The sequence below is a fragment of the Nocardia sp. NPDC058640 genome, from assembly GCF_042716995.1.
Classification (GTDB): domain Bacteria; phylum Actinomycetota; class Actinomycetes; order Mycobacteriales; family Mycobacteriaceae; genus Nocardia.
Window position 1 is genome coordinate 123,988 of record NZ_JBHXRG010000001.1, and the last position, 19,014, is coordinate 143,001.

Annotated in this window: 18 protein-coding genes and 1 pseudogene; 5 read left to right on the top strand and 14 right to left on the bottom strand. The window is 66.7% G+C overall.

What is annotated here, in order from left to right; genetic code table 11:
* The first annotated feature begins 185 nt into the window (after positions 1 to 185).
* Positions 186 to 1,622, top strand: a complete 1,437-nt coding sequence (glnA, locus tag ACFWU5_RS00660; protein ID WP_379246879.1) for a type I glutamate--ammonia ligase — start codon at positions 186 to 188, stop codon at positions 1,620 to 1,622.
* A gap of 117 nt (positions 1,623 to 1,739) precedes the next feature.
* Here glnA and ACFWU5_RS00665 read toward each other — a convergent pair whose 3' ends face one another.
* From ACFWU5_RS00665 to ACFWU5_RS00685, 5 genes and pseudogenes are all read right to left on the bottom strand, one after another.
* Entirely contained in the window at positions 1,740 to 2,750 is a 1,011-nt protein-coding gene (locus tag ACFWU5_RS00665) for an IS30 family transposase (RefSeq protein WP_379266190.1), read from the bottom strand.
* Between the two features lie 156 nt (positions 2,751 to 2,906).
* Positions 2,907 to 3,110, bottom strand: a pseudogene (locus ACFWU5_RS00670) (IS30 family transposase); the annotation flags it as partial.
* A 262-nt stretch (positions 3,111 to 3,372) separates the two neighbouring features.
* Positions 3,373 to 5,643: a polyribonucleotide nucleotidyltransferase gene (locus tag ACFWU5_RS00675; protein WP_379265663.1), complete on the bottom strand. Its 2,271-nt coding sequence runs from the start codon at positions 5,641 to 5,643 to the stop codon at positions 3,373 to 3,375.
* A gap of 491 nt (positions 5,644 to 6,134) precedes the next feature.
* Positions 6,135 to 6,404: a 30S ribosomal protein S15 gene (gene rpsO / locus ACFWU5_RS00680; RefSeq protein ID WP_379231837.1), complete on the bottom strand. Its 270-nt coding sequence runs from the start codon at positions 6,402 to 6,404 to the stop codon at positions 6,135 to 6,137.
* Between the two features lie 124 nt (positions 6,405 to 6,528).
* Positions 6,529 to 7,497, bottom strand: a complete 969-nt coding sequence (locus tag ACFWU5_RS00685; RefSeq protein ID WP_379240816.1) for a bifunctional riboflavin kinase/FAD synthetase — start codon at positions 7,495 to 7,497, stop codon at positions 6,529 to 6,531.
* A gap of 112 nt (positions 7,498 to 7,609) precedes the next feature.
* On the opposite strand from ACFWU5_RS00685, the gene ACFWU5_RS00690 reads away from it, so the two are divergent.
* Positions 7,610 to 8,359 (top strand): metal-dependent transcriptional regulator, encoded by a 750-nt coding sequence (locus ACFWU5_RS00690; protein WP_379240815.1) that lies wholly within the window; start codon positions 7,610 to 7,612, stop codon positions 8,357 to 8,359.
* Here ACFWU5_RS00690 and ACFWU5_RS00695 read toward each other — a convergent pair.
* Positions 8,356 to 8,880, bottom strand: coding sequence for a hypothetical protein (locus ACFWU5_RS00695; protein ID WP_379265664.1), 525 nt, complete (start codon positions 8,878 to 8,880; stop codon positions 8,356 to 8,358). The genes ACFWU5_RS00690 and ACFWU5_RS00695 overlap by 4 nt on opposite strands.
* Before the next feature lie 31 nt (positions 8,881 to 8,911).
* Between ACFWU5_RS00695 and ACFWU5_RS00700 the strand changes: the two genes are divergently transcribed.
* Positions 8,912 to 9,238 carry a hypothetical protein gene (locus tag ACFWU5_RS00700; protein WP_379240813.1) on the top strand — a complete coding sequence of 109 codons (327 nt, stop codon included), beginning with the start codon at positions 8,912 to 8,914 and terminating at the stop codon, positions 9,236 to 9,238.
* Positions 9,239 to 9,339: 101 nt separating this feature from the next.
* On the opposite strand, the gene ACFWU5_RS00705 is transcribed toward ACFWU5_RS00700, so the two are convergent.
* Together ACFWU5_RS00705 and ACFWU5_RS00710 are read right to left on the bottom strand one after the other, a co-directional pair.
* Positions 9,340 to 9,762 carry an EF-hand domain-containing protein gene (locus ACFWU5_RS00705; protein WP_379265665.1) on the bottom strand — a complete coding sequence of 141 codons (423 nt, stop codon included), beginning with the start codon at positions 9,760 to 9,762 and terminating at the stop codon, positions 9,340 to 9,342.
* Between the two features lie 45 nt (positions 9,763 to 9,807).
* On the bottom strand, positions 9,808 to 10,392 hold the full coding sequence (locus ACFWU5_RS00710) for a TetR/AcrR family transcriptional regulator C-terminal ligand-binding domain-containing protein (RefSeq protein ID WP_379265666.1): 585 nt from the start codon (positions 10,390 to 10,392) through the stop codon (positions 9,808 to 9,810).
* An 81-nt stretch (positions 10,393 to 10,473) separates the two neighbouring features.
* Here ACFWU5_RS00710 and ACFWU5_RS00715 point away from each other — a divergent pair, with 81 nt between their 5' ends.
* On the top strand, positions 10,474 to 10,923 hold the full coding sequence (locus tag ACFWU5_RS00715; RefSeq protein WP_379265667.1) for a nitroreductase/quinone reductase family protein: 450 nt from the start codon (positions 10,474 to 10,476) through the stop codon (positions 10,921 to 10,923).
* Between the two features lie 206 nt (positions 10,924 to 11,129).
* Here the strand turns inward: ACFWU5_RS00715 and truB are convergent, their stop codons facing one another.
* The 5 genes from truB to ACFWU5_RS00740 form a co-directional block, all read right to left on the bottom strand.
* Positions 11,130 to 12,044: a tRNA pseudouridine(55) synthase TruB gene (gene truB, locus ACFWU5_RS00720; RefSeq protein WP_379265668.1), complete on the bottom strand. Its 915-nt coding sequence runs from the start codon at positions 12,042 to 12,044 to the stop codon at positions 11,130 to 11,132.
* An 11-nt stretch (positions 12,045 to 12,055) separates the two neighbouring features.
* A complete protein-coding gene (npt, locus tag ACFWU5_RS00725; RefSeq protein WP_379265669.1) occupies positions 12,056 to 12,727 on the bottom strand; it encodes a 4'-phosphopantetheinyl transferase Npt in 672 nt (223 codons plus the stop codon).
* 156 nt (positions 12,728 to 12,883) lie between these two features.
* A complete protein-coding gene (locus ACFWU5_RS00730; RefSeq protein ID WP_379240808.1) occupies positions 12,884 to 13,840 on the bottom strand; it encodes a metallophosphoesterase family protein in 957 nt (318 codons plus the stop codon).
* A gap of 69 nt (positions 13,841 to 13,909) precedes the next feature.
* Complete coding sequence (locus ACFWU5_RS00735; protein WP_379240987.1) at positions 13,910 to 15,247, bottom strand: MATE family efflux transporter; 1,338 nt, start codon at positions 15,245 to 15,247, stop codon at positions 13,910 to 13,912.
* A gap of 119 nt (positions 15,248 to 15,366) precedes the next feature.
* Positions 15,367 to 16,476: a lipase family protein gene (locus tag ACFWU5_RS00740; protein ID WP_379240807.1), complete on the bottom strand. Its 1,110-nt coding sequence runs from the start codon at positions 16,474 to 16,476 to the stop codon at positions 15,367 to 15,369.
* A 210-nt stretch (positions 16,477 to 16,686) separates the two neighbouring features.
* Between ACFWU5_RS00740 and ACFWU5_RS00745 the strand changes: the two genes are divergently transcribed.
* Entirely contained in the window at positions 16,687 to 17,856 is a 1,170-nt protein-coding gene (locus ACFWU5_RS00745; protein ID WP_379265670.1) for an MFS transporter, read from the top strand.
* A gap of 72 nt (positions 17,857 to 17,928) precedes the next feature.
* On the opposite strand, the gene ACFWU5_RS00750 is transcribed toward ACFWU5_RS00745, so the two are convergent.
* Positions 17,929 to 18,927: a bifunctional oligoribonuclease/PAP phosphatase NrnA gene (locus ACFWU5_RS00750; RefSeq protein WP_379265671.1), complete on the bottom strand. Its 999-nt coding sequence runs from the start codon at positions 18,925 to 18,927 to the stop codon at positions 17,929 to 17,931.
* Positions 18,928 to 19,014 lie beyond the last annotated feature (87 nt).

The following is a 19,014-nucleotide window of genomic DNA, read 5'->3' on the forward strand; positions in this document are numbered from 1 at the left end:
CCCGTTTGGCTCACATCACCCAGGCATCCAGCTCGCGTAACACTGGCGAAACACAGCCTTGACTGTTGGGAAACACCGCGTCCTTAGCGTCAGGTCGCGACGAACCCCTTCGCGGCGACTGCTCGCAGTCGTGGGGAAAGGGCCAGCATCGCGACTGGCTGGGAACCGATTCGTAAGGAGAGCAAGTGACGTTCAGCACGGCCGAAGAGGTCATCCAGTACATCAAGGAAGAGGACATCGAGTACGTCGATATCCGCTTCTCCGACCTGCCCGGCGTCCAGCAGCACTTCTCGATTCCGGCCAAGGCGTTCACCGCCGACCTGGCCGAAGAGGGTCTGGCGTTCGACGGCTCCTCGGTGCGTGGCTTCCAGTCGATCGACGAGTCGGACATGCTCCTGCTCCCCGACTTCAGCACCGCGCGGATCGACCCGTTCCGCAACGCGAAGACGCTCAACATGAACTTCTTCGTGCACGACCCGTTCACCCGTGAGGCGTACTCCCGCGACCCGCGCAACATCGCGCGTAAGGCCGAGGAGTTCCTGCGTTCGACCGGTATCGCCGACACCGCGTTCTTCGGTGCCGAGGCCGAGTTCTACATCTTCGACGGCATCCGCTACGGCTCGGAGATGAACGGCTCGTTCTACGAGATCGAGTCCGTCTCGGGTTCGTGGAACACCGGCAAGGAGTTCAACCCGGACGGCAGCCGCAACCTCGGCTACAAGGTCCGCAACAAGGGTGGCTACTTCCCCGTGGCCCCGTACGACCACTACGTCGACCTGCGCGACGAGATCTCGACCAACCTGCAGAACGCGGGCTTCGAGCTCGAGCGCGGCCACCACGAGGTCGGCACCGCCGGTCAGGCCGAGATCAACTACAAGTTCGGCACGCTGCTGTCCGCGGCTGACGACCTGCAGCTGTTCAAGTACATCGTGAAGAACACCGCGTGGAAGGCCGGCAAGTCGGTCACCTTCATGCCGAAGCCCCTCTTCGGTGACAACGGCTCGGGCATGCACGTGCACCAGTCGCTGTGGAAGGACGGCAAGCCGCTGTTCCACGACGAGGCCGGCTACGGCGGCCTGTCGGATCTGGCGCGTCACTACATCGGCGGCATCCTGCACCACGCCCCGTCGCTGCTGGCGTTCACCAACCCGACCGTCAACTCCTACCACCGTCTGGTGCCGGGCTACGAGGCCCCCATCAACCTGGTGTACTCGCAGCGCAACCGTTCGGCTGCCGTGCGTATCCCGGTCACGGGCAACAACCCCAAGGCCAAGCGCATCGAGTTCCGCGCGCCGGACTCCTCGGGCAACCCGTACCTGGCCTTCGCCGCCATGATGATGGCCGGCCTGGACGGCATCAAGAACAAGATCGAGCCGATGGCGCCCGTGGACAAGGACCTCTACGAGCTCCCGCCGGAGGAGGCCAAGAACATCCCCCAGGCCCCCACCAGCCTGTCCGCGGTCATCGACCGCCTCGAGCAGGACCACGACTACCTCACCGAGGGCAACGTCTTCACGCCTGACCTCATCGAGACCTGGATCCAGCTCAAGCGCGACAACGAAATCGCCCCGGTCAACCTGCGCCCGCACCCGTACGAGTTCGAGCTCTACTACGACGTGTGATCGTTGACCTGCGGGAACGGGTGTGAACAGCCCGTTCGGTACGCGGTAGGTCCGCGGTAATCGAAAATCCCCTTCAGCTCTGGGCGATTTCTAGGGGTCGTCGCAACACCGCTGGTGTTAGACGGTGAGTAGATCACGCAGACGCTCGGCTGGGGTATCCCAGTCGAGCGTTTTGCGTGGTCGCCTGTTGAGTTGCTGGGCGACGTGTTCGAGGTCTTCGGGTCCGTGGATGCTCAAGTCGGTTCCCTTGGGGAAGTATTGGCGCAGTAGTCCGTTGGTGTTTTCGTTGGTGCCGCGCTGCCAGGGACTGGCCGGGTCGCAGAAGTAGACGGCCATGTCGGTGGCTATCGAGAATTGTTTGTGCCGTGCCATCTCCGCACCCTGGTCCCAGGTCAGCGAGCCACGCAGATGCGCGGGCAGGGTCGAGATCGTTGCGATCAGCCCGTCACGAACGGTTTCGGCGTCGTGGCTGCCGGGCAGGTGCACCAGCATGGTGTAGCGGGTCGTGCGTTCCACGAGTGTCGCTATCGCGGATTTGTTGAGCTCGCCGACGATGAGATCGCCTTCCCAGTGCCCGGGCACGGCCCGATCTTCGATCTCGGCGGGTCGATCGGCGATCATGACCATTTCATCGACGAACCGGTGCGTGCGCTGCTCGGGTTTACGATGCGGTTTGCGGCGAGTACGGCCTGTCCGAAGTGCTTGGGCCACTTCACGTTTGAGTCCGCCTCGGGCTTGGAAATACAGTGCCTGGTAGATCGTTTCGTGGCTCACCCGCATGCTTTCGTCGTCGGGGAAGTCCTTGCGGAGCCGGGCAGAGATCTGCTCGGGCGAGAACTGGTTCGCGAGCCCCTCGGCCACCGCGTCCCGCAAGGAATGGTTGGTCACCAGTTTGGACTGCTTGGGACGCCCCCGAGCGACCGAGGCCTGTTCATGGGCTTGATAGGGCAGGTAGAGGCCGTCGACACGATGGGCCCGAACTTCCCTCGACACCGTGGATTTGTTCCTACCGGTCCGGATGGCGATCTCGGTGAACGACAGCCCGCAGACCAGCCCGTCGGCGATCGCCAACCGATCTCGGATCGACAAGTAGCGGTCGCTGATCACCGTCGGCGCGTCGGTGCTGATCTTGGTCACCGGAGCTGTGTAGCGCGTCCCGGTCGTGTAGTCCACTACCGTTCCGTCGGGGTGAATCCGGGCATTGGTTATGGAGTTACGAACCCTGCGGACCCCGCCACGCCAGTCCTGGCCGGTGCGTTCGTGCACGCCGACCTCGCGGGCCGCACGCGTGGTCGACCAACCGGCCTCGACCAGCTCCAAGAACCGCGCCTTGGCCTCAGGCTTGGCGATCGCAACGGTCTGCGCATCGACCAGTCCGGCATCGACCAAGATCGCGCGGGCGGCCGTGTGTGACACTCCCGCTGCTTTGGCTGCTTGATTTACCGATCCGCTCGACCCGAATACCGACCTGATCAGGTCCTGGTCCATCGCCGATCGTGACCGCTTCGGCTTGCCTACCGGCCGGCCCTTCGCGCGCAGGATCGCATAACAACGATCGCGGCGGATACCCAGCGAGACCGCGGCATCTTTCACCGTGATCCCGGCATCGACCAAACGGATCAGTTGCTCACCGAACTGGTCCAGATCCTCTGAAAACGACACGGTCGTCGCAACCTCTCAATCGAGAGTGTTGCGACGACCGCGTGAACCCGCCCGCAACGGCGGGGGTTTTGGTGATCAGTTCGAACGCTTACTCGGCGACGACGGTTTCCTCGACGGCGACCGGCTCGGCGGCGGCGTCGTCCTCGACCGGGACCAGCGAGATCTTGCCGCGGTTGTCGATGTCGGCGATCTCCACGCGCAGCTTGTCGCCGACGTTGACCACGTCTTCGACCTTGGCCACGCGCTTGCCGTTGCCCAGCTTGGAGATGTGCACCAGACCGTCACGGCCCGGCAGGAGCGACACGAACGCACCGAAGGCGGTGGTCTTGACGACCGTGCCCAGGAAACGCTCGCCGACCTTGGGCAGCTGCGGGTTGGCGATGGCGTTGATCATGTCGATCGCGGCCTGGGCGGAAGGCCCATCGGTCGCACCGACGAAAACAGTGCCGTCATCTTCGATGGAGATGTTGGCGCCGGTTTCCTCGGTGATCTGGTTGATCATCTTGCCCTTGGGCCCGATGACCTCGCCGATCTTGTCGACCGGGATCTTGATGGCCGTCACGCGCGGGGCGTAGGGGCTCATCTCGTCGGGGTCGGTGATGGCCTCGGCCATCACGTCCAAGATGGTGGTGCGGGCGTCGTGCGCCTGGTTCAGCGCACCCGCGAGGACCTGCGAGGGGATGCCGTCGAGCTTGGTGTCCAGCTGCAGGGCGGTGACGAAGTCACGGGTGCCTGCCACCTTGAAGTCCATGTCGCCGAAGGCATCCTCGGCGCCGAGGATGTCGGTGAGCGCGACGTAGCGGACCTCTTCGACACCCTTGTCATTGGTGATGGTGTCCGACACCAGGCCCATGGCGATGCCCGCGACCGGCGCCTTCAGCGGCACACCGGCGTTGAGCAGCGACAGGGTCGAGGCGCAGACCGAACCCATCGAGGTCGAGCCGTTGGAGGACAGTGCCTCCGAGACCTGACGGATGGCGTACGGGAACTCCTCCTGCGAGGGCAGCACCGGCATCAGCGCACGCTCGGCGAGCGCGCCGTGGCCGATCTCGCGACGCTTCGGCGAACCGACGCGGCCGGTCTCGCCGGTGGAGAACGGCGGGAAGTTGTAGTGGTGCATGTAGCGCTTGGAGGTCTCCGGGCCCAGCGAGTCGACCTGCTGTGCCATCTTCACCATGTCGAGGGTGGTGACACCCATGATCTGGGTCTCGCCACGCTCGAAGATCGCCGAACCGTGGGCGCGCGGGATCACGTCGACCTCGGCGGACAGCTCGCGGATGTCGGCCAGGCCACGCCCGTCGATGCGGAAACCGTCGGTGAGGATGCGCTGGCGAACCAGCTTCTTGGTCACCGAGCGGAACGCGGCACCCAGTTCCTTCTCGCGACCGACGAAGTCGTCACCCAGGCGTCCGAGCACCTCGGCCTTGATCTCGTCGATCTTGGCCTCGCGGACCTGCTTGTCGGCGATGCTCAGCGCGTCGTTGAGCTCACGCTTGGCGGTGCCCTCGACAGCCTCGAACACATCGGGGCCGTACGGCGGGAACAGCGGGAATTCCTGAGTCGGCTTGGCAGCCAGCGCCGCCAGGTCGGCCTGCGCACGGACCAGACGCGCGATGAACGGCTTCGCGGCTTCCAGACCCTGGGCCACCACGGCCTCGGTCGGCGCCTGCGCACCGTCTTCGATCAGCGCGATGACCTTGTCGGTGGCCTCGGCCTCGACCATCATGATGGCGACGTCGCCGGTGTCGGTGACACGGCCCGCGACGACCATGTCGAACACGGCGCCTTCGAGCTGCTCGACGGTCGGGAACGCGACCCACTGCTCACCGATGAGGGCGACGCGAACGCCACCGATCGGGCCGGAGAACGGGATGCCCGACAGCTGGGTCGACGCCGAGGCGGCGTTGATGGCCACCACGTCGTAGAGGTCGACCGGGTTGAGGCTCAGGACCGTCACGACGACCTGGATCTCGTTGCGCAGACCGTCGATGAAGGTCGGGCGCAGCGGCCGGTCGATCAGGCGGCAGGTCAGGATCGCGTCGGTGGAGGGGCGACCCTCGCGACGGAAGAACGAGCCGGGGATGCGACCCGCGGCGTACATGCGCTCTTCGACGTCGACCGTCAGCGGGAAGAAGTCGAAATGATCCTTGGGGTGCTTGCCGGCGGTGGTCGCCGACAGCAGCATGGTCTCGTCGTCCAGGTAGGCGGCGACGGAGCCCGCGGCCTGCTTGGCCAGACGGCCGGTTTCGAAGCGGATGGTGCGGGTGCCGAAGCTACCGTTGTCGATCAGCGCGACCGACTCGAAAACACCGGGCTCGACCTCGACCGCAGTCGATGCACGTTCAGTTGTCTGCGTCATATTTTCGTCTCTCGACCTCTCGTCTCGCTGGACCGCGCTGCCGTTTCCAGGCGCATGTGCACCCTGGTGGGCGCGGAACCAGCTGTCGTCAGCCGTACCGGACACGGACACGTGGAAACCCTCCTGGCTTGCCACGCGCAGCACCCGGCCGAATCCCCTTGGAAGCGGCGACGCAGAGGCGGTCATCGATCGAAGCCCGACGGCGGTTAGAACAACGCCTGCCGAAAGGCCACTACCGAAGACCGACGCCACGCGGACGGGTACACACGGCTGTCACATGTTGAATACACAAATAGCCAACGAGAAGAAGTGTACTTCTTCCCGCTGGCTAGATGTCGACCGCCTCCCTCAGGATGGCATGTCATACGAACTCGAGCACCACGTTTTCGGCCGCCCCGGATCCGAGGGGCGAGACGGAACGCCGAAGGCGCAGTATCGCCCCTCGGATTCGGGGTTACGAGGCCGAAAACCCGCGGCACCAGCCGCAAAAATTACCGACGCAGGCCGAGGCGCTCGATGAGCGAACGGTAGCGGTTGATGTCATTGGCCTGCAGGTACTTCGACAGGCGGCGACGACGACCGATCAGGGCCAGCAGGCCGTGACGGGTGTGGTGATCGTGCTTGTGCGTCTTGAGGTGCTCGGTCAGGTCCGAGATCCGCTTCGACAGCAGCGCGATCTGCGCCTCCGGCGAGCCGGTGTCGGTGGGGTGCAGGCCGTACTCGGCGAGAATCGCCGACTTCTGCTCGGTGGTCAGCGCCATGGCTGGACTCCTATTTTCAGTTCCGCGCTCGAAGTTCCGGTTACCCGGGATGGGCGCCGCCGCGGACCGCAGCAAACCCGAGGAGCCACTTTACCCGACGCAACAATGCGCTAACGAATCGGCCTCAGGCCTCGTCGGCGGTGAGGACCTTGCGCGCGGCCTCGACATCGCGGCCCATGGCTTCGACCAGTTCGTCGATGGAGTCGAACTTGCGCATCCCGCGCAGCTGTTCGACGAAATCCACGCCGACGTGCTGCCCGTACAGGTCCGCCTCACCGTCGAGCACGAAGGCCTCCACGGTGCGCGTGCGACCCGAGAAGGTCGGGTTGGTGCCCACCGAGATCGCCGCCATCGCCCGCTGTCCGGGCGCGACCGTGCCGATGGTCGGCCCGTCGCCCAGCACGGTGAACCAGCCCGCGTACACCCCGTCGGCGGGGATCGCGGCGTGCATCGTGGGCGCCACATTGGCGGTCGGGAAGCCAAGACCACGCCCACGCCCGTCGCCGCGCACGACGATGCCTTCCACCCGATGCGGGCGGCCCAGCGCCTCGGTCGCGGCGGCCATATCGCCGGCGTTCACGCAGGCGCGAATGTAAGTAGAGGAGAACGTGACCGCGTGCTCACCGAGCAAGGTCACGCCGTCGACCTCGAAACCCAGCCGCTCGCCCAGCTCACGCATCGTGTCGACCGTGCCCGCGGCCTTCTTCCCGAAGGTGAAGTTGTCGCCGACCACCACCTCGCTCACGTGCAGTCGATCCACCAGCAGGTCGTTGACGTACTCGCTGGGCGCGAGCTTCATGAACTCCTGGGTGAACGGCATCACACAGAACACATCGATGCCCAGCTGCGCGGCCAGTTCCGCGCGCCGGGTCAACGTGGTCAGCTGCGCGGGATGCGAACCGGGTCGCACCACTTCCATCGGGTGCGGATCGAAGGTCATCAGAACCGACGGGACACCACGCTGTTCGGCGGCGGCCACCGCGCGGCTGATCAGCTGCGCGTGCCCCCGGTGAACTCCGTCGAACACGCCGATCGTGAGAACGCAACGCCCCCAGTCGCCGGGCACGTCGTCCAGACTTCGCCATCTCTGCACACCGCGAAGCCTACGCAAAGCACGACGCGAACAGAATTCCGGTGCGACGAGTTCACCGGCGTGCCGGTTCGCCGATGTGTCATTCGGGCCAGGGATGCCTAACATTGAAAACGTGCCAGGTAAACGAGATGTCGCGACCCGCCGTGCGTCCACGCAGCCCGGCGAGCAGGCCGAACTCAGTCCCACCGCCACCCTCGCCCCCGATTTGTCGGCGGTGGCGCAGGACTATCTGAAGGTGATCTGGACCGCGCAGGAGTGGTCGCAGGAGAAGGTGTCGACCAAGCTGCTCGCCGAACGCATCGGCGTCTCGGCCTCGACCGTGTCCGAGGCGGTCCGCAAACTCACCGACCAGGGCCTGGTCGAACACGCCCGCTACGGCGCGATCACCCTGACCGAACACGGCCGCCGCGCCGCGGTCGCGATGGTGCGCCGCCACCGCCTGATCGAGACGTTCCTGGTGAACGAACTGGGTTACGGCTGGGACGAGGTCCACGACGAAGCCGAAATCCTCGAACATGCCGTCTCCGATCTGCTCATGACGCGCATCGACGCCAAACTCGGCTACCCCGACCGCGACCCCCACGGCGACCCGATCCCCTCCGCCGACGGCGCGGTCCCCACACCCCCCGCCCGCCAACTCAGCGACTTCGCCGCGGGCGAATCAGGCCGGGTCGCGCGCATTTCCGACTCCGACCCCGCGATGCTGCGCTACTTCGACTCCGTCGGCATCGCCCTCGACACCTCCATCGCCGTCGAGGAACGCCGCGACTTCGCCGGCACCATCGCCGTGCGCATCGCCGCCGCCGATTCCCCTACCGAACTGGGAACCCTTGCCGCCGAAGCTATTTGGTTGACCGCCTAGCAGTCGAAGAAACGCTTGAACCGGTCGGGAACACCGTCGGCGGTGGCCTTCGCCCAGCAGATGGTGTGCGGGAAGATCGTGTACGTCTGCCATCCGCCGACGTTGGAGTTGATGATCTGCTGGTTGTCGCCTCGGCTGTCCCAGCGGACCACCGCCCACGCCCCGTCGCAGAGGTCGATGGTGATCGCAGGCGCGGGATCGACCCCGAGGCTGGTTTCGATGGTCGTCTCGTCGCAGTTGGGTGAGCTGGTCATGTTGTTGAACTCCAGGGTCCCCTTCTGGGTGGCGCCCGCGGTCGTCAGGAACAGCGTGTGCATGCCGACGGGGACCGGGCTGCTGCCCTCGGGCGGGGTCATGCCGAAGTAGTAGCAGCCGACCGGCACGTTCGGGAACGTGGCGATGCCCTGTGCGTCGGTGTGCGCGTCGAATCGCGCGGCCTCCGACGTCTCGCCCGTCTTGATGTCGTGCGAGACCGGGTCACAGGGTCGATGTAATGCCAAGTGCACCAGCACATTCGGCACCGGCGAACCGGCCACCGTCCGGGTCGACAGGATGATCGTGCCCGTGGGTTGCGGCGTCGGTGCCGGTTTCGTCGTCACCGATCCGCCGGATGATGCGGTGGTCGACGGCGCGGGCACGATCGTGGGCTGGTCGGTGCCCGAAGCCGGCGTGATGACCGTTGTCGTCACGCTCGTCGTCGGCGTGGTGCTCGGCCGCACCGAGCTCGACCCCGGCGCCTGCGCATCCCCGCTACCGCACCCCGCGAGCACCAGTGTCACACCGGCGATCACCCCGATCCAAGACTTTCCCATCATGATCTACCCCTCTGCAGCGAAAGCCATACTTCTCGGCTATCGCCCACCCCGATTACGGCGTTAACCCCTGTCCACCACCCCTGACACCCGGCGTAATCACGCAAAACGTCGCCCACCGATCAGTTTTCTGATTATTCGGCGTCGAATTGCGTGATTACGCCGGTCTCACCGCGACAAGAAGTCCAGCAGCACACGGAATTCGGACAGCGAGAGATACCCGTCGCCGTCCTGGTCGGCGGCCGCGAGCAGGTCGGCAGCCGGTTCGTCGATGCGCCCCGCACCCACGTGCCGAATCAGCGCGTCCAGTTCGGTGACCGAGATCCGGCCGTCGCCGTTGATATCGAAGACCCGAAACGCCGCGTCGGCGTCGGTGACCTCGATCCGCCCCTGCACCACCGCCGCATCGAACTCGGCACGGGAGACCAGAAAATCCCCGTTGGTGTCCGCGGCGGCGACCATCCGCTCGACAGCCTCCCGATCGACTTCGACTCCCGCGGAACGAATCCCGTCGACGATGTCGTCCACCGACACCAGCCCGTCCCCGTCGCGATCCCACAGCGTGAACGTATCGACCGACTCTGCACTCATCTCACGATCCCTCTCCCGCGACCACCCTCGGCCGGTCCCGCCACTCTACGGATTCCCCGAAGCCGGTGCGGCACACAACGAGTCGGCCAGACGGTCGGCAAGCTTCCCGCTCAGCGGCGCACGAGTCACCGAGAGTCGATACCAGAGCACGCCGAACGCTTGATCTACCAGCAACTCCACGTCGTCGGGGTTCGCCCCGTCGCGGGCGAGAATCGCGGCGAGCGCATTCCGGCGAACCGCGACGAACTCGGCGAGCTGGTCCGCGACCTGTCGATCACGTTGGGCGTCAGCCAGAATCGCGCGCAACAGCGCATCGGCGGGCGGCGTCGACGCAGCGGCGAACGTCGCCCGTAGGAACGCGGCGACGTCGTCGCGCCGGTTGCCGGTGCGGGGTTCGGGCACCGCACCACTGGCCCATTCACTCATCGCGTCGAGGAGCAAGGCACCTCGCGAGGGCCACCAGCGGTAGATCGTCTGCTTGCCCACGCACGCCGCGGCGGCGATCTCGCTCATCGTGACATCGATGCGGTCCGCCGCGGCCAGCAGGGAGGGGACCGCCCGCAGGATCGCCTGCTTGGCCGCGTCGTTTCGTTTGCGCCCGGTATGCGCGCGCACCGGCTTCGACTCCATGCCGCCATCATAGTCATTGACGGAACCGTGAGTCTCGACAATACTTTGTGGAGACTCAACGTCTCGACAAATGAGGTCGTCATGACATCACCGCAGGTCAAACGCACCATCGTCACGTGGTGCCACCGGCACATCGCCAATCCACTGACTCGACATCTGGCCGGTCGGGCGATGCCGGGCTCGGCCCTGCTCGAGACCACCGGCCGCCGGACGGGCCTCGCGCGCCGCACGCCGATCGGCGGCATGCGCGTGGGCGACTCGTTCTGGCTGGTCAGCGACCACGGCGCAGCCTCGGCCTACGTCCGCAACATCGAGGCGAATCCGCAGGTCCGGCTGCGCCTTCGCTTCCGCTGGCACACCGGCACCGCCCACCCGCTTCCCGCCGATGACGCACGCGCTCGGCTTCGCGAGCTACCCCGGTTCAACAGCATGATGGTGCGCATGCTCGGCACGGATCTGCTCACGGTCCGGATCGATCTGGACTCCACCGCAGATCCGCATCGCTCGCGGACATCCCCTAAGACGCTGTAGGACAACATCTTTCGTCGGGATCGCTCAGCTCGCATGACCGTCGAGACGCGCGGCGTTACCGATTCGGCAGCGCTGACCACCGCTCACCCCCGACGGCGATCCGGCCTAATCGACCAATTCGCCTTCCCTGAACCGATTTTTCGGGTTACGAGGCGGCGGATTGGTCGATTAGGCCGGACCACGAGTCGGCCAGGCGGCCCGTGAGGTCAGTCGCCGATTCCGCGCGGGCGCACCACGATGACCGAACCCGCGCGTTTGCCGCTTTCCTGGAGCAGGGCGATGGCTCGACCGCGGGGATCGATGGCGGCGTAGACGCCTTTGATGCCGACGGGGTCGAGCCAGCGGCCGGTGCGCAAGTCGGTGGCTTGGGATTCGTCGATGTCGCGGAGGGGGAACGCGGTTTTGACGGCGGTGTCGACGTCGAGGCTCAGCAGGGGCTGGTCGGCTTCGGCGGCGGCGGCGAGTTGTTCGAGGGTGCGGGCGTGTTCGAGGGTGAAGGGGCCGACTCTGGTGCGGCGCAACGCGGTCAGGTGGCCGCCTACGCCGAGGGCGGCGCCGAGGTCGCGGGCCAGGGCTCGGATGTAGGTGCCGGAGGTGCATTCGACATCTACGTCGAGGTCTACGAATTCGCCCATGTCGCGTCGGGCCAGAATGTCGAAGCGCGACACCGTGACCGGGCGGGCAGCCAACTGCACCTCTTCGCCCGCGCGGACACGGGCGTAGGCGCGTTCGCCGTCGACCTTGATGGCGCTCACGGTGGCGGGCACCTGCTCGATGTCACCGGTCAGCGCGGCGACGCCGGCGGCGATCGCCTCGTCGGTGACGTGCAGCGCGGGGGTCGTCGCGATGACTTCGCCTTCGGCATCATCGGTGTTCGTGGCCTGGCCGAGCCGGATTGTCGCGGTGTAGGCCTTGGTGGTCAAAAGCAGCTGGCCGAGCAGTTTCGTGGCCCGCTCCACCCCGAGCACCAGCACACCGGTGGCCATCGGGTCCAGGGTGCCCGCGTGCCCGACCTTCTTGGTTTGCAAGATCTTTCGGCTACGCGCCACCACATCGTGACTGGTGAGCCCACTGTCCTTGTCGACGATCACCAGACCGCCGAGCTCGCCGACCCGCGACACCCGCGCCGCCATCAGACGTGCGCGATCGCGGTCAGGATCAGCCCGTCGGCGATCAACCAGCTGCCGTCGAACTTCGTCAGCGGGGCGCCGCCGTCGTTGGTCAGGCCCGGCACGAGCAGTTCCGTGTGAAAGGTTCCCGATCCCGAATCCGCTGTGCGGGAATCGATCTCGAACGTGATGTGCGCGTCCTCGAAACCCAGCCAGCGCATGGTCAGCGGGAACCAGGCCTTGTAGGTGGCCTCCTTGGCGCAGAACAACAGTCGATCCAGGTGCAGACCCTCGCCGGGGGTGGCAGCCAGCCACTCGCGCTCGGCGGGCAGGCTGACCGAATCGAGCACGCCGTCGGGCAGCGGACCGTGCGGTTCGGCATCGATGCCCACCGAACGGAAACGCAGCGCGTGCGCCATCGCGGCCGCGCGGTAGCCGTCGCAATGGGTGAGGCTGCCGACGATGCCGCGCGGGAACAGCGGCATTCCGCGCTCCCCCTTGCCGATCGCGACGGGCTTCTCACCGAGTTCCTCGAGAGCAAGGCGGGCACAGTGCCGGGCGCCGATGAAGTCACGGCGACGCTTCTCGACGGACTTGGCGATGAGGTGTTCTTCGGCGGGGTGCGCCGTCAAATCATCCGGGAACGCCAAGAGCTCCGCCGAAGCGACACTGCGCGGCAAAATCCTTTCCAGCAAGGCTGGCCCGCCTCTCCGTGTATTCAGGCCAGACTCAGGTGCCGGTTGCGGCAGCGTTGGCGTCTGGCGGGACCGGGGTAGGCAGGTTTGCTCGAGCCCGGTGAGTTACGTCTGTGCTTACGAAATCAGGTGGTGGGATTTCGTGCAAATTTGCTTCTAGATGCCTCTTCTGCGTTCTGCCTTGGCGCGCATTTCCTCGGCGGCGGCTTCCATTTCCGGGGTGACCTTGAAATGGCCGCCCCAGGCGTTCAGGTCGCCTTCGGCGTAGGTGGGTTCGGGCAGGATTTGGCGCAGGAGCGGATCCGGGACGCCTCGGCGCTTCCATTCGCGGGGGTAGCCCAGCGAGACCTCTTCGAAGCGGACGCCGTCGTAGTAGGTGGTGCGGGGGATGTGGAGGTGGCCGTAGACCGAGCAGACCACGTTGTAGCTGGTGTGCCAGTCGGCGGTCAGGTCGGTGCCGCACCAGAGGGAGAATTCGGGGTAGAACAGGATTTCCGTGGGCTGGCGGACCAGGGGGAAGTGGTTGATCATCACCAGCGGGGTTTCCGGCGGCAGCGCGTCGAGGCGGCGCTGGGTATACTGGACGCGGGCGTGGCACCACGCGTCGCGGGTGAGGTACGGGTCGGGGGTCAGCAGGAACTCGTCGGTCGCCACGACATTGCGTTCGCGCGCCAGCGCCAAACCCTCCGCCTTGGTCTTCGTGCCCGCGGGCCGCCACGAGTAGTCGTACAGCAGAAACATCGGCGCGAGGGTGACCTGCCCGCCGTACTTCTCCGCACCCGACCCCGTCCACACCGGAAACGGATCCTCCGGCGTCACGACATCCAGGTCACGACACATCGCCACCAGATAGTCGTACCGCGCGGCCCCGTGCATCTGCACCGGATCCTTCGGCGTGGTCCACAACTCGTGATTGCCCGGCACCCAGATCACCTTGGCGAACCGGCTACGCAACAACCCCAGCGCCCACCGCACCTCCTCGGCCTTCTCCCCCACATCCCCGGCAACGATCAACCAGTCCTCGGGCGAATCAGGCTGGATCTGCTCCACCACAGGCCTATTCCCCTGATGCCCCACATGCACATCACTGACCGCCATCAACTTCGGAATCACCTGTCCACAGTGGCACACGACTCATCGGCCGGGTCATGCACCATGGCGACCCACGCGAACACCGCGTCTCTACGCCGCTCCGCTCGGCACCTCCGCGCCCACGGTGGCCCACCGACCCGACCTCGCTCGCGCGACGACCGCGATCAATCGCAGCAGCATGAACGCGACTAAACCTGTCCAGATTCCGGCCACACCCCAGTCGAAGATCAGGGAGAGCCAGATCAGGGGTAGGAAGCCGGTGAGGGCGGCGGCCAGGGTGGTGGTGCGGAGGTAGGCGGCGTCGCCTGCGCCCAGGAGGACGCCGTCGAGGGCGAAGACGGCGCCGGCGACGGGGATCATCGCTACGAAGAACCACCAGATGACGTGGGTGCGGTCCAGGACCTGGGCGTCGTCGGTGAACAGCAGGGGGATCACGTTCGCGCCTGCGGCGAAGACTGCGGCCAGGAATAAGGCGAACAGGACGGACCAGACGGTGACGCGGCGGGCGATTGCTTTGGCGCCGTGGACATTGCTCGCGCCCAGGGCCGCGCCGACCAGGGTTTGGGCGGCGATGGCCAGCGAATCCAGGGTCAGGGCAAGGAAATTCCACAATTGCAGGACTACTTGGTGGGCGGCCACGGAGGCGGCGCCGAAGCGGGCGGCTACGGCGGCGGCGGAGACGAAGCAGATCTGGAAGGACAGGCTGCGGACGATGAGGTCACGGCCGAGGACCAGTTGGGCGCGCATCACCGCGAGTTGCGGACGTAGCGAAACCCGTTCGCGCAGCAGCGCATAGGCGAACAAGACTCCTGAGACCGACTGGCCGACGAGGTTCGCCACCGCGGAACCGGCCAGTTCCATGCGCGGCGCGCCGAGTAATCCGTACACCAGCACCGGGCACAGCACAGCCGAAAGTGCCAGCCCCACAACAACATAGGTCAGCGGTCTGCGGACGTCCTGCACCCCACGCATCCACCCGTTACCCGCCATGGCCAACAGAATCAACGGCACCCCGAAGATCGCGATCCGCACCCAGACCAACGCTTCCCCGGCAATTTCCCCGCCACCGGACAGCACCGAACACAGTGGTGCCGCGAACAATTGGATCACCGCCACGATCACCGCACCGACCGCCAACCCCACCCAGCTGGCCTGCACACCTTCCTCGACAGCGCCGGTCCGGTCCCCCGCACCATGTCTGCGGGCCGCGCGCGCCGTCGTTCCATAGGACAGGAACGTGAGCTGCGTACTCACCGTCCCGAGAATCACCGCCCCCACCGCGAGCCCGGCCAATGCCAGCGCACCCAACCTGCCGACCACCGCGATATCGAACAGCAAGTACAGCGGCTCGGCGACCAACACCCCCAACGTGGGCACCGCGATCCCGAGAATGCGCGCCGGGCCGACCGTCTCAACGGTGTCGTCTATCGACTTCGCAGTCCCCACACCCACCACCGTCCCTAGGACCGATCGGCGCGAACGCTACCGACCTGCCGATCGTGGCACACCCCACCGACAACTTCGGACCGGCCACGCTGCGCCCCAGGTCAGGGCCGGGCGAACAGGTTTCCGACGAACTCCAGCACACTGTCGCGCGAGACCACTTCGATCTCGCTGTGACCCACCGTGTGCACGTCGAACTCGTAATCGGTTCCCGCCGCCTGCAATTGGGCCAGGTAGGCCAACGTCATGGGCAGCGGCACCACCATGTCCGTGGCCCCGTGCGTGATCAACAAGGGTTGTTCGAAGCGAGTCGGCGCGGCCATGTACGCGCGCAGAGCCTCGCCGATCTCGGAAACGGGCGCGGCGAGCATCGTGCCGAAAGTGGTACCAGCGGCGACTCGGTCGAAATCCTCGACGCAACTGGACGCGATGGCATCGACAAGTGCGCGGCCCGTGGGCGTGAGAATCCTGTTCACGTCGATATCAGAACGGGTGAGCCTGAGCCCGGCCAACATCCCCGCGAACGGGCCGATCAGCTTGTCCTCCATCGGGAAATTCGTGGTCGCGGGGCTGATCTGCGCGAACACAGTTTCGAAGTTGGACTCCGGTGCCATGGCAGCGGTTCCGCGAAAATCCAGCTCCGGCGCGTACTGCGGCGCGATGCTGCCGGTGGCCAGGGCCGCGTGTCCACCCTGCGATGCCCCGACCACAGCCCAGGTCGTCGACAGTGCGGGCTCGGCGGCGCGGGCCGCGCGGACCAGATCGATGGTCGAGGTCGCCTCGGTGCGCGTGTGTAGATAGGGGTGCGGGAACGTCGAGTTCGGTGACAGACCCAGGTAATCCGGCGCGACAACGGCCCATCCTCGATCGAGAAACGCCTGCATGATGGCCTGTTCCTGGACACCGCGGGACGTGGTGATGCCGCAATGCCCGGCCAAACCCATGGTCGGGTGATCCCAGGCAACCACCCGATAGCCATCGGCAGGAGCGGGCGAGTCGGGCAGCAACAGCAACCCCGAAGCCGAAACCGTCTCGCCGACAGGACCTTCCGTGCGGTACTCGAGAATCGATGCACGATTCCACGTACCCCACCCTGGTTCCTGCACCGTGCGCCCGAGCAGCTGCCCGGTCGAGTCCGGCGCGGCCTGCGCGACCGACCCACCGAGCGTGACCAGCAACGCCGTCAACGCCAACCCGGCCCACCTCGACACCACATCGCCTCCACACGTCAGCCCAACAGCCAGGCTCTGACCCTAACCAACCGAAGCCAGTCGCACAGGGCCGAACGAATACGCCCGCAGCCTCGATACGACGAAGTCCCGCGAAATGTGGACGGCAGCCCCCCAACCGGTGATACTGGTCACCTGCCCAGCTCGGGCAGTACCCCGCGAACCGAGTTCGCCCGAAAAGACTCAGGACCACCCATGGCGTTTGTGCAGCGATGGCGGGTGATCACGGCATTCGCCCTGGTCGGCGCGGCGACCCAACTCGTATGGCTCACCTACGCGCCGGTGACCACCGTGGCCGCGGAGCACTTCGGCGTCTCCGAGTCGGCGATCGGGTGGCTGGCGAACATGTTCCCGCTGCTCTACGTCGTGCTGGCCATCCCCGCCGGGATCATGCTGGACCGCTGGTTCCGGCCGAGCCTGATCGCCGGTGCCGCCCTCACCGCGATCGGCGCCGCGTTGCGCCTGGTCGACGACGGATTCGTGATGGTGCTGGTCGGCCAAACCGTCGTCGCGATCGCCCAACCCCTGGTGCTCAACGCGATCACCGGCATCGCCGGTCACTACCTCGACGAGAAGGACCGCCCCACCGGCATCGCGATCGGCACCGCGAGCACCTTCGCAGGCATGACGGCCGCGTTCCTGCTCGGCGCCGCCCTGCCCGCGGAAAGCCAGCTCACCACGCTGGCCGCGGTCGGCACGATCTTCGCCGCCGTCGCCGCGATCGCACTGACCGTCGAATTGATGCGCGCGGGCACCGGACCCGCCGCGAGCACCTCGACCTCGCTCGCGGCCGTGCGAGCCACCATCGGCGACTCCTACGTGCGGCGACTGTGCCTGACCGTGTTCTTCCCCTTCGGCACCTTCGTGGCCCTGGCCACCTACGGCCAAGCCCTGCTGGAACCCGCCGGCGTCAGCGCGGACTCGGCCAGCATCGTGCTGCTGGTGAACGTCCTTGCGGGCGTGGTCGGGTGCGCGGTGATCCCGGTCGCGGTGCTGCGTCGCGGTATCGAGCTGCCCGCCGTCATGGTCGGCCTCACCGCCAGCGCCGCCGCCTGCCTGCTGGTTGCCGTCGCCCCCAACCTGGCCACCGGCTTCCTGGCCTTCGTCCTGATCGGCCTGACCCTGCTGCCCGCCCTGCCGATCGTGCTGGCCATGGCCGAACGCCACACCGGCACCGCCGAAGGCACTGCGGCAGGCCTGATCTGGATGACCGGCAACCTCGGCGGCCTGGTCGTGGCGGGCCTCACCGGCCTGCTGGTGGACACCCCGGCCTGGGCTTTCGTGCTCTGCGCCACCACCACGATCCTGGGCGTACCCCTCGCCCTTCGGTTGCGCACCAACGCGCCCACGCTGAGCGCCCACTAATCGCGAAAACGGTCGAATTCTCGACCGTTGAGTGAAGTTCTGTCCGCTCAACGTGGTTTCCCACCCCGCGAATCAGCCCAGCGCGGAAACCAACGCGCGCACAACGCCGTCGGGGTCGCCATAAGTGGTGTAGCCCGCGGCGAACCGATGGCCGCCACCGCCGAATCCACTGGCCACCGCCGCGACGTCGACGCCGTCGGTCAGGCCGGGCGCGGAGTCCCGGGAACGCAGGGAGACCGTCCAGCGGTCGTTCTGGCCGCGAGCTTCCTTGAAGACAGCGGCGATCCCCGCCTCGGAAGTCGTACGGATGACGTCGATGACGCTTTCGACCTCTTCGGGCCCCACATCGTGGGTGTCGGCGGCGCGAACCAGCGCGTAGACGAGGCCCACGCCTGCGGCCTGCGGCACGACCACAGCGGAGGACAGCACCTTCGACAGCATCGGCAGCCATGCATAGGGATGGGTATCGAGCAGGACACGGGTGATCTCGGTGCCGTCGATGCCCGTGGCCAGCAGACGCTCGGCCATGGCGTGACTGCCGGGGCGCGCCCACCGGAACGAACCGGTGTCGGTGACCAGGCCCGCGAACAGGCAGTGCGCGATGGCGGCGTCGATCGGCACACCCCACGCGTCGAGCAGGCGGGTGACCAGTTCGGTGGTCGAGGCCGCGGATTCGTCGATCAGGTCGACGGTGCCGAAGCCGTCGTTGGCGCGGTGGTGATCGATCACCAATGTCGTTGTCGCGCCGGGCAATCGGTCGGCGAGCGCACCGAGACGGCTGCGCGCACCGCAGTCGACGACGATCAGCAGGTCGACCTCGTCGGGCACCTGCGCGGGCGGCACGACGAGCTCCACGCCCGGCAGCGTGCGCAACGACGCGGGCAGCTCGGCGGGCTCGGCGAAGGACACGCACACCGGTATGTCGCGCCGATGCAGGGCCAAGGCCAGCGCCAGCCCGCTGCCGACGGTGTCGGCGTCGGGCTGCACGTGGCACAGGATGGTCACCGAACGCGCCGCCGCCAGTGCGGCGACGGCGGCGTCCAGTTCGGTCCCGTCGCGGACGCTGGTCATCCGGCGTCCACCGGTCCTGCGCCCGACAGGGCGGTGCCCGCGGGGCGCGCTTGCGCACCCCGCGTGGTCACTCGAGCTACCGGGCGC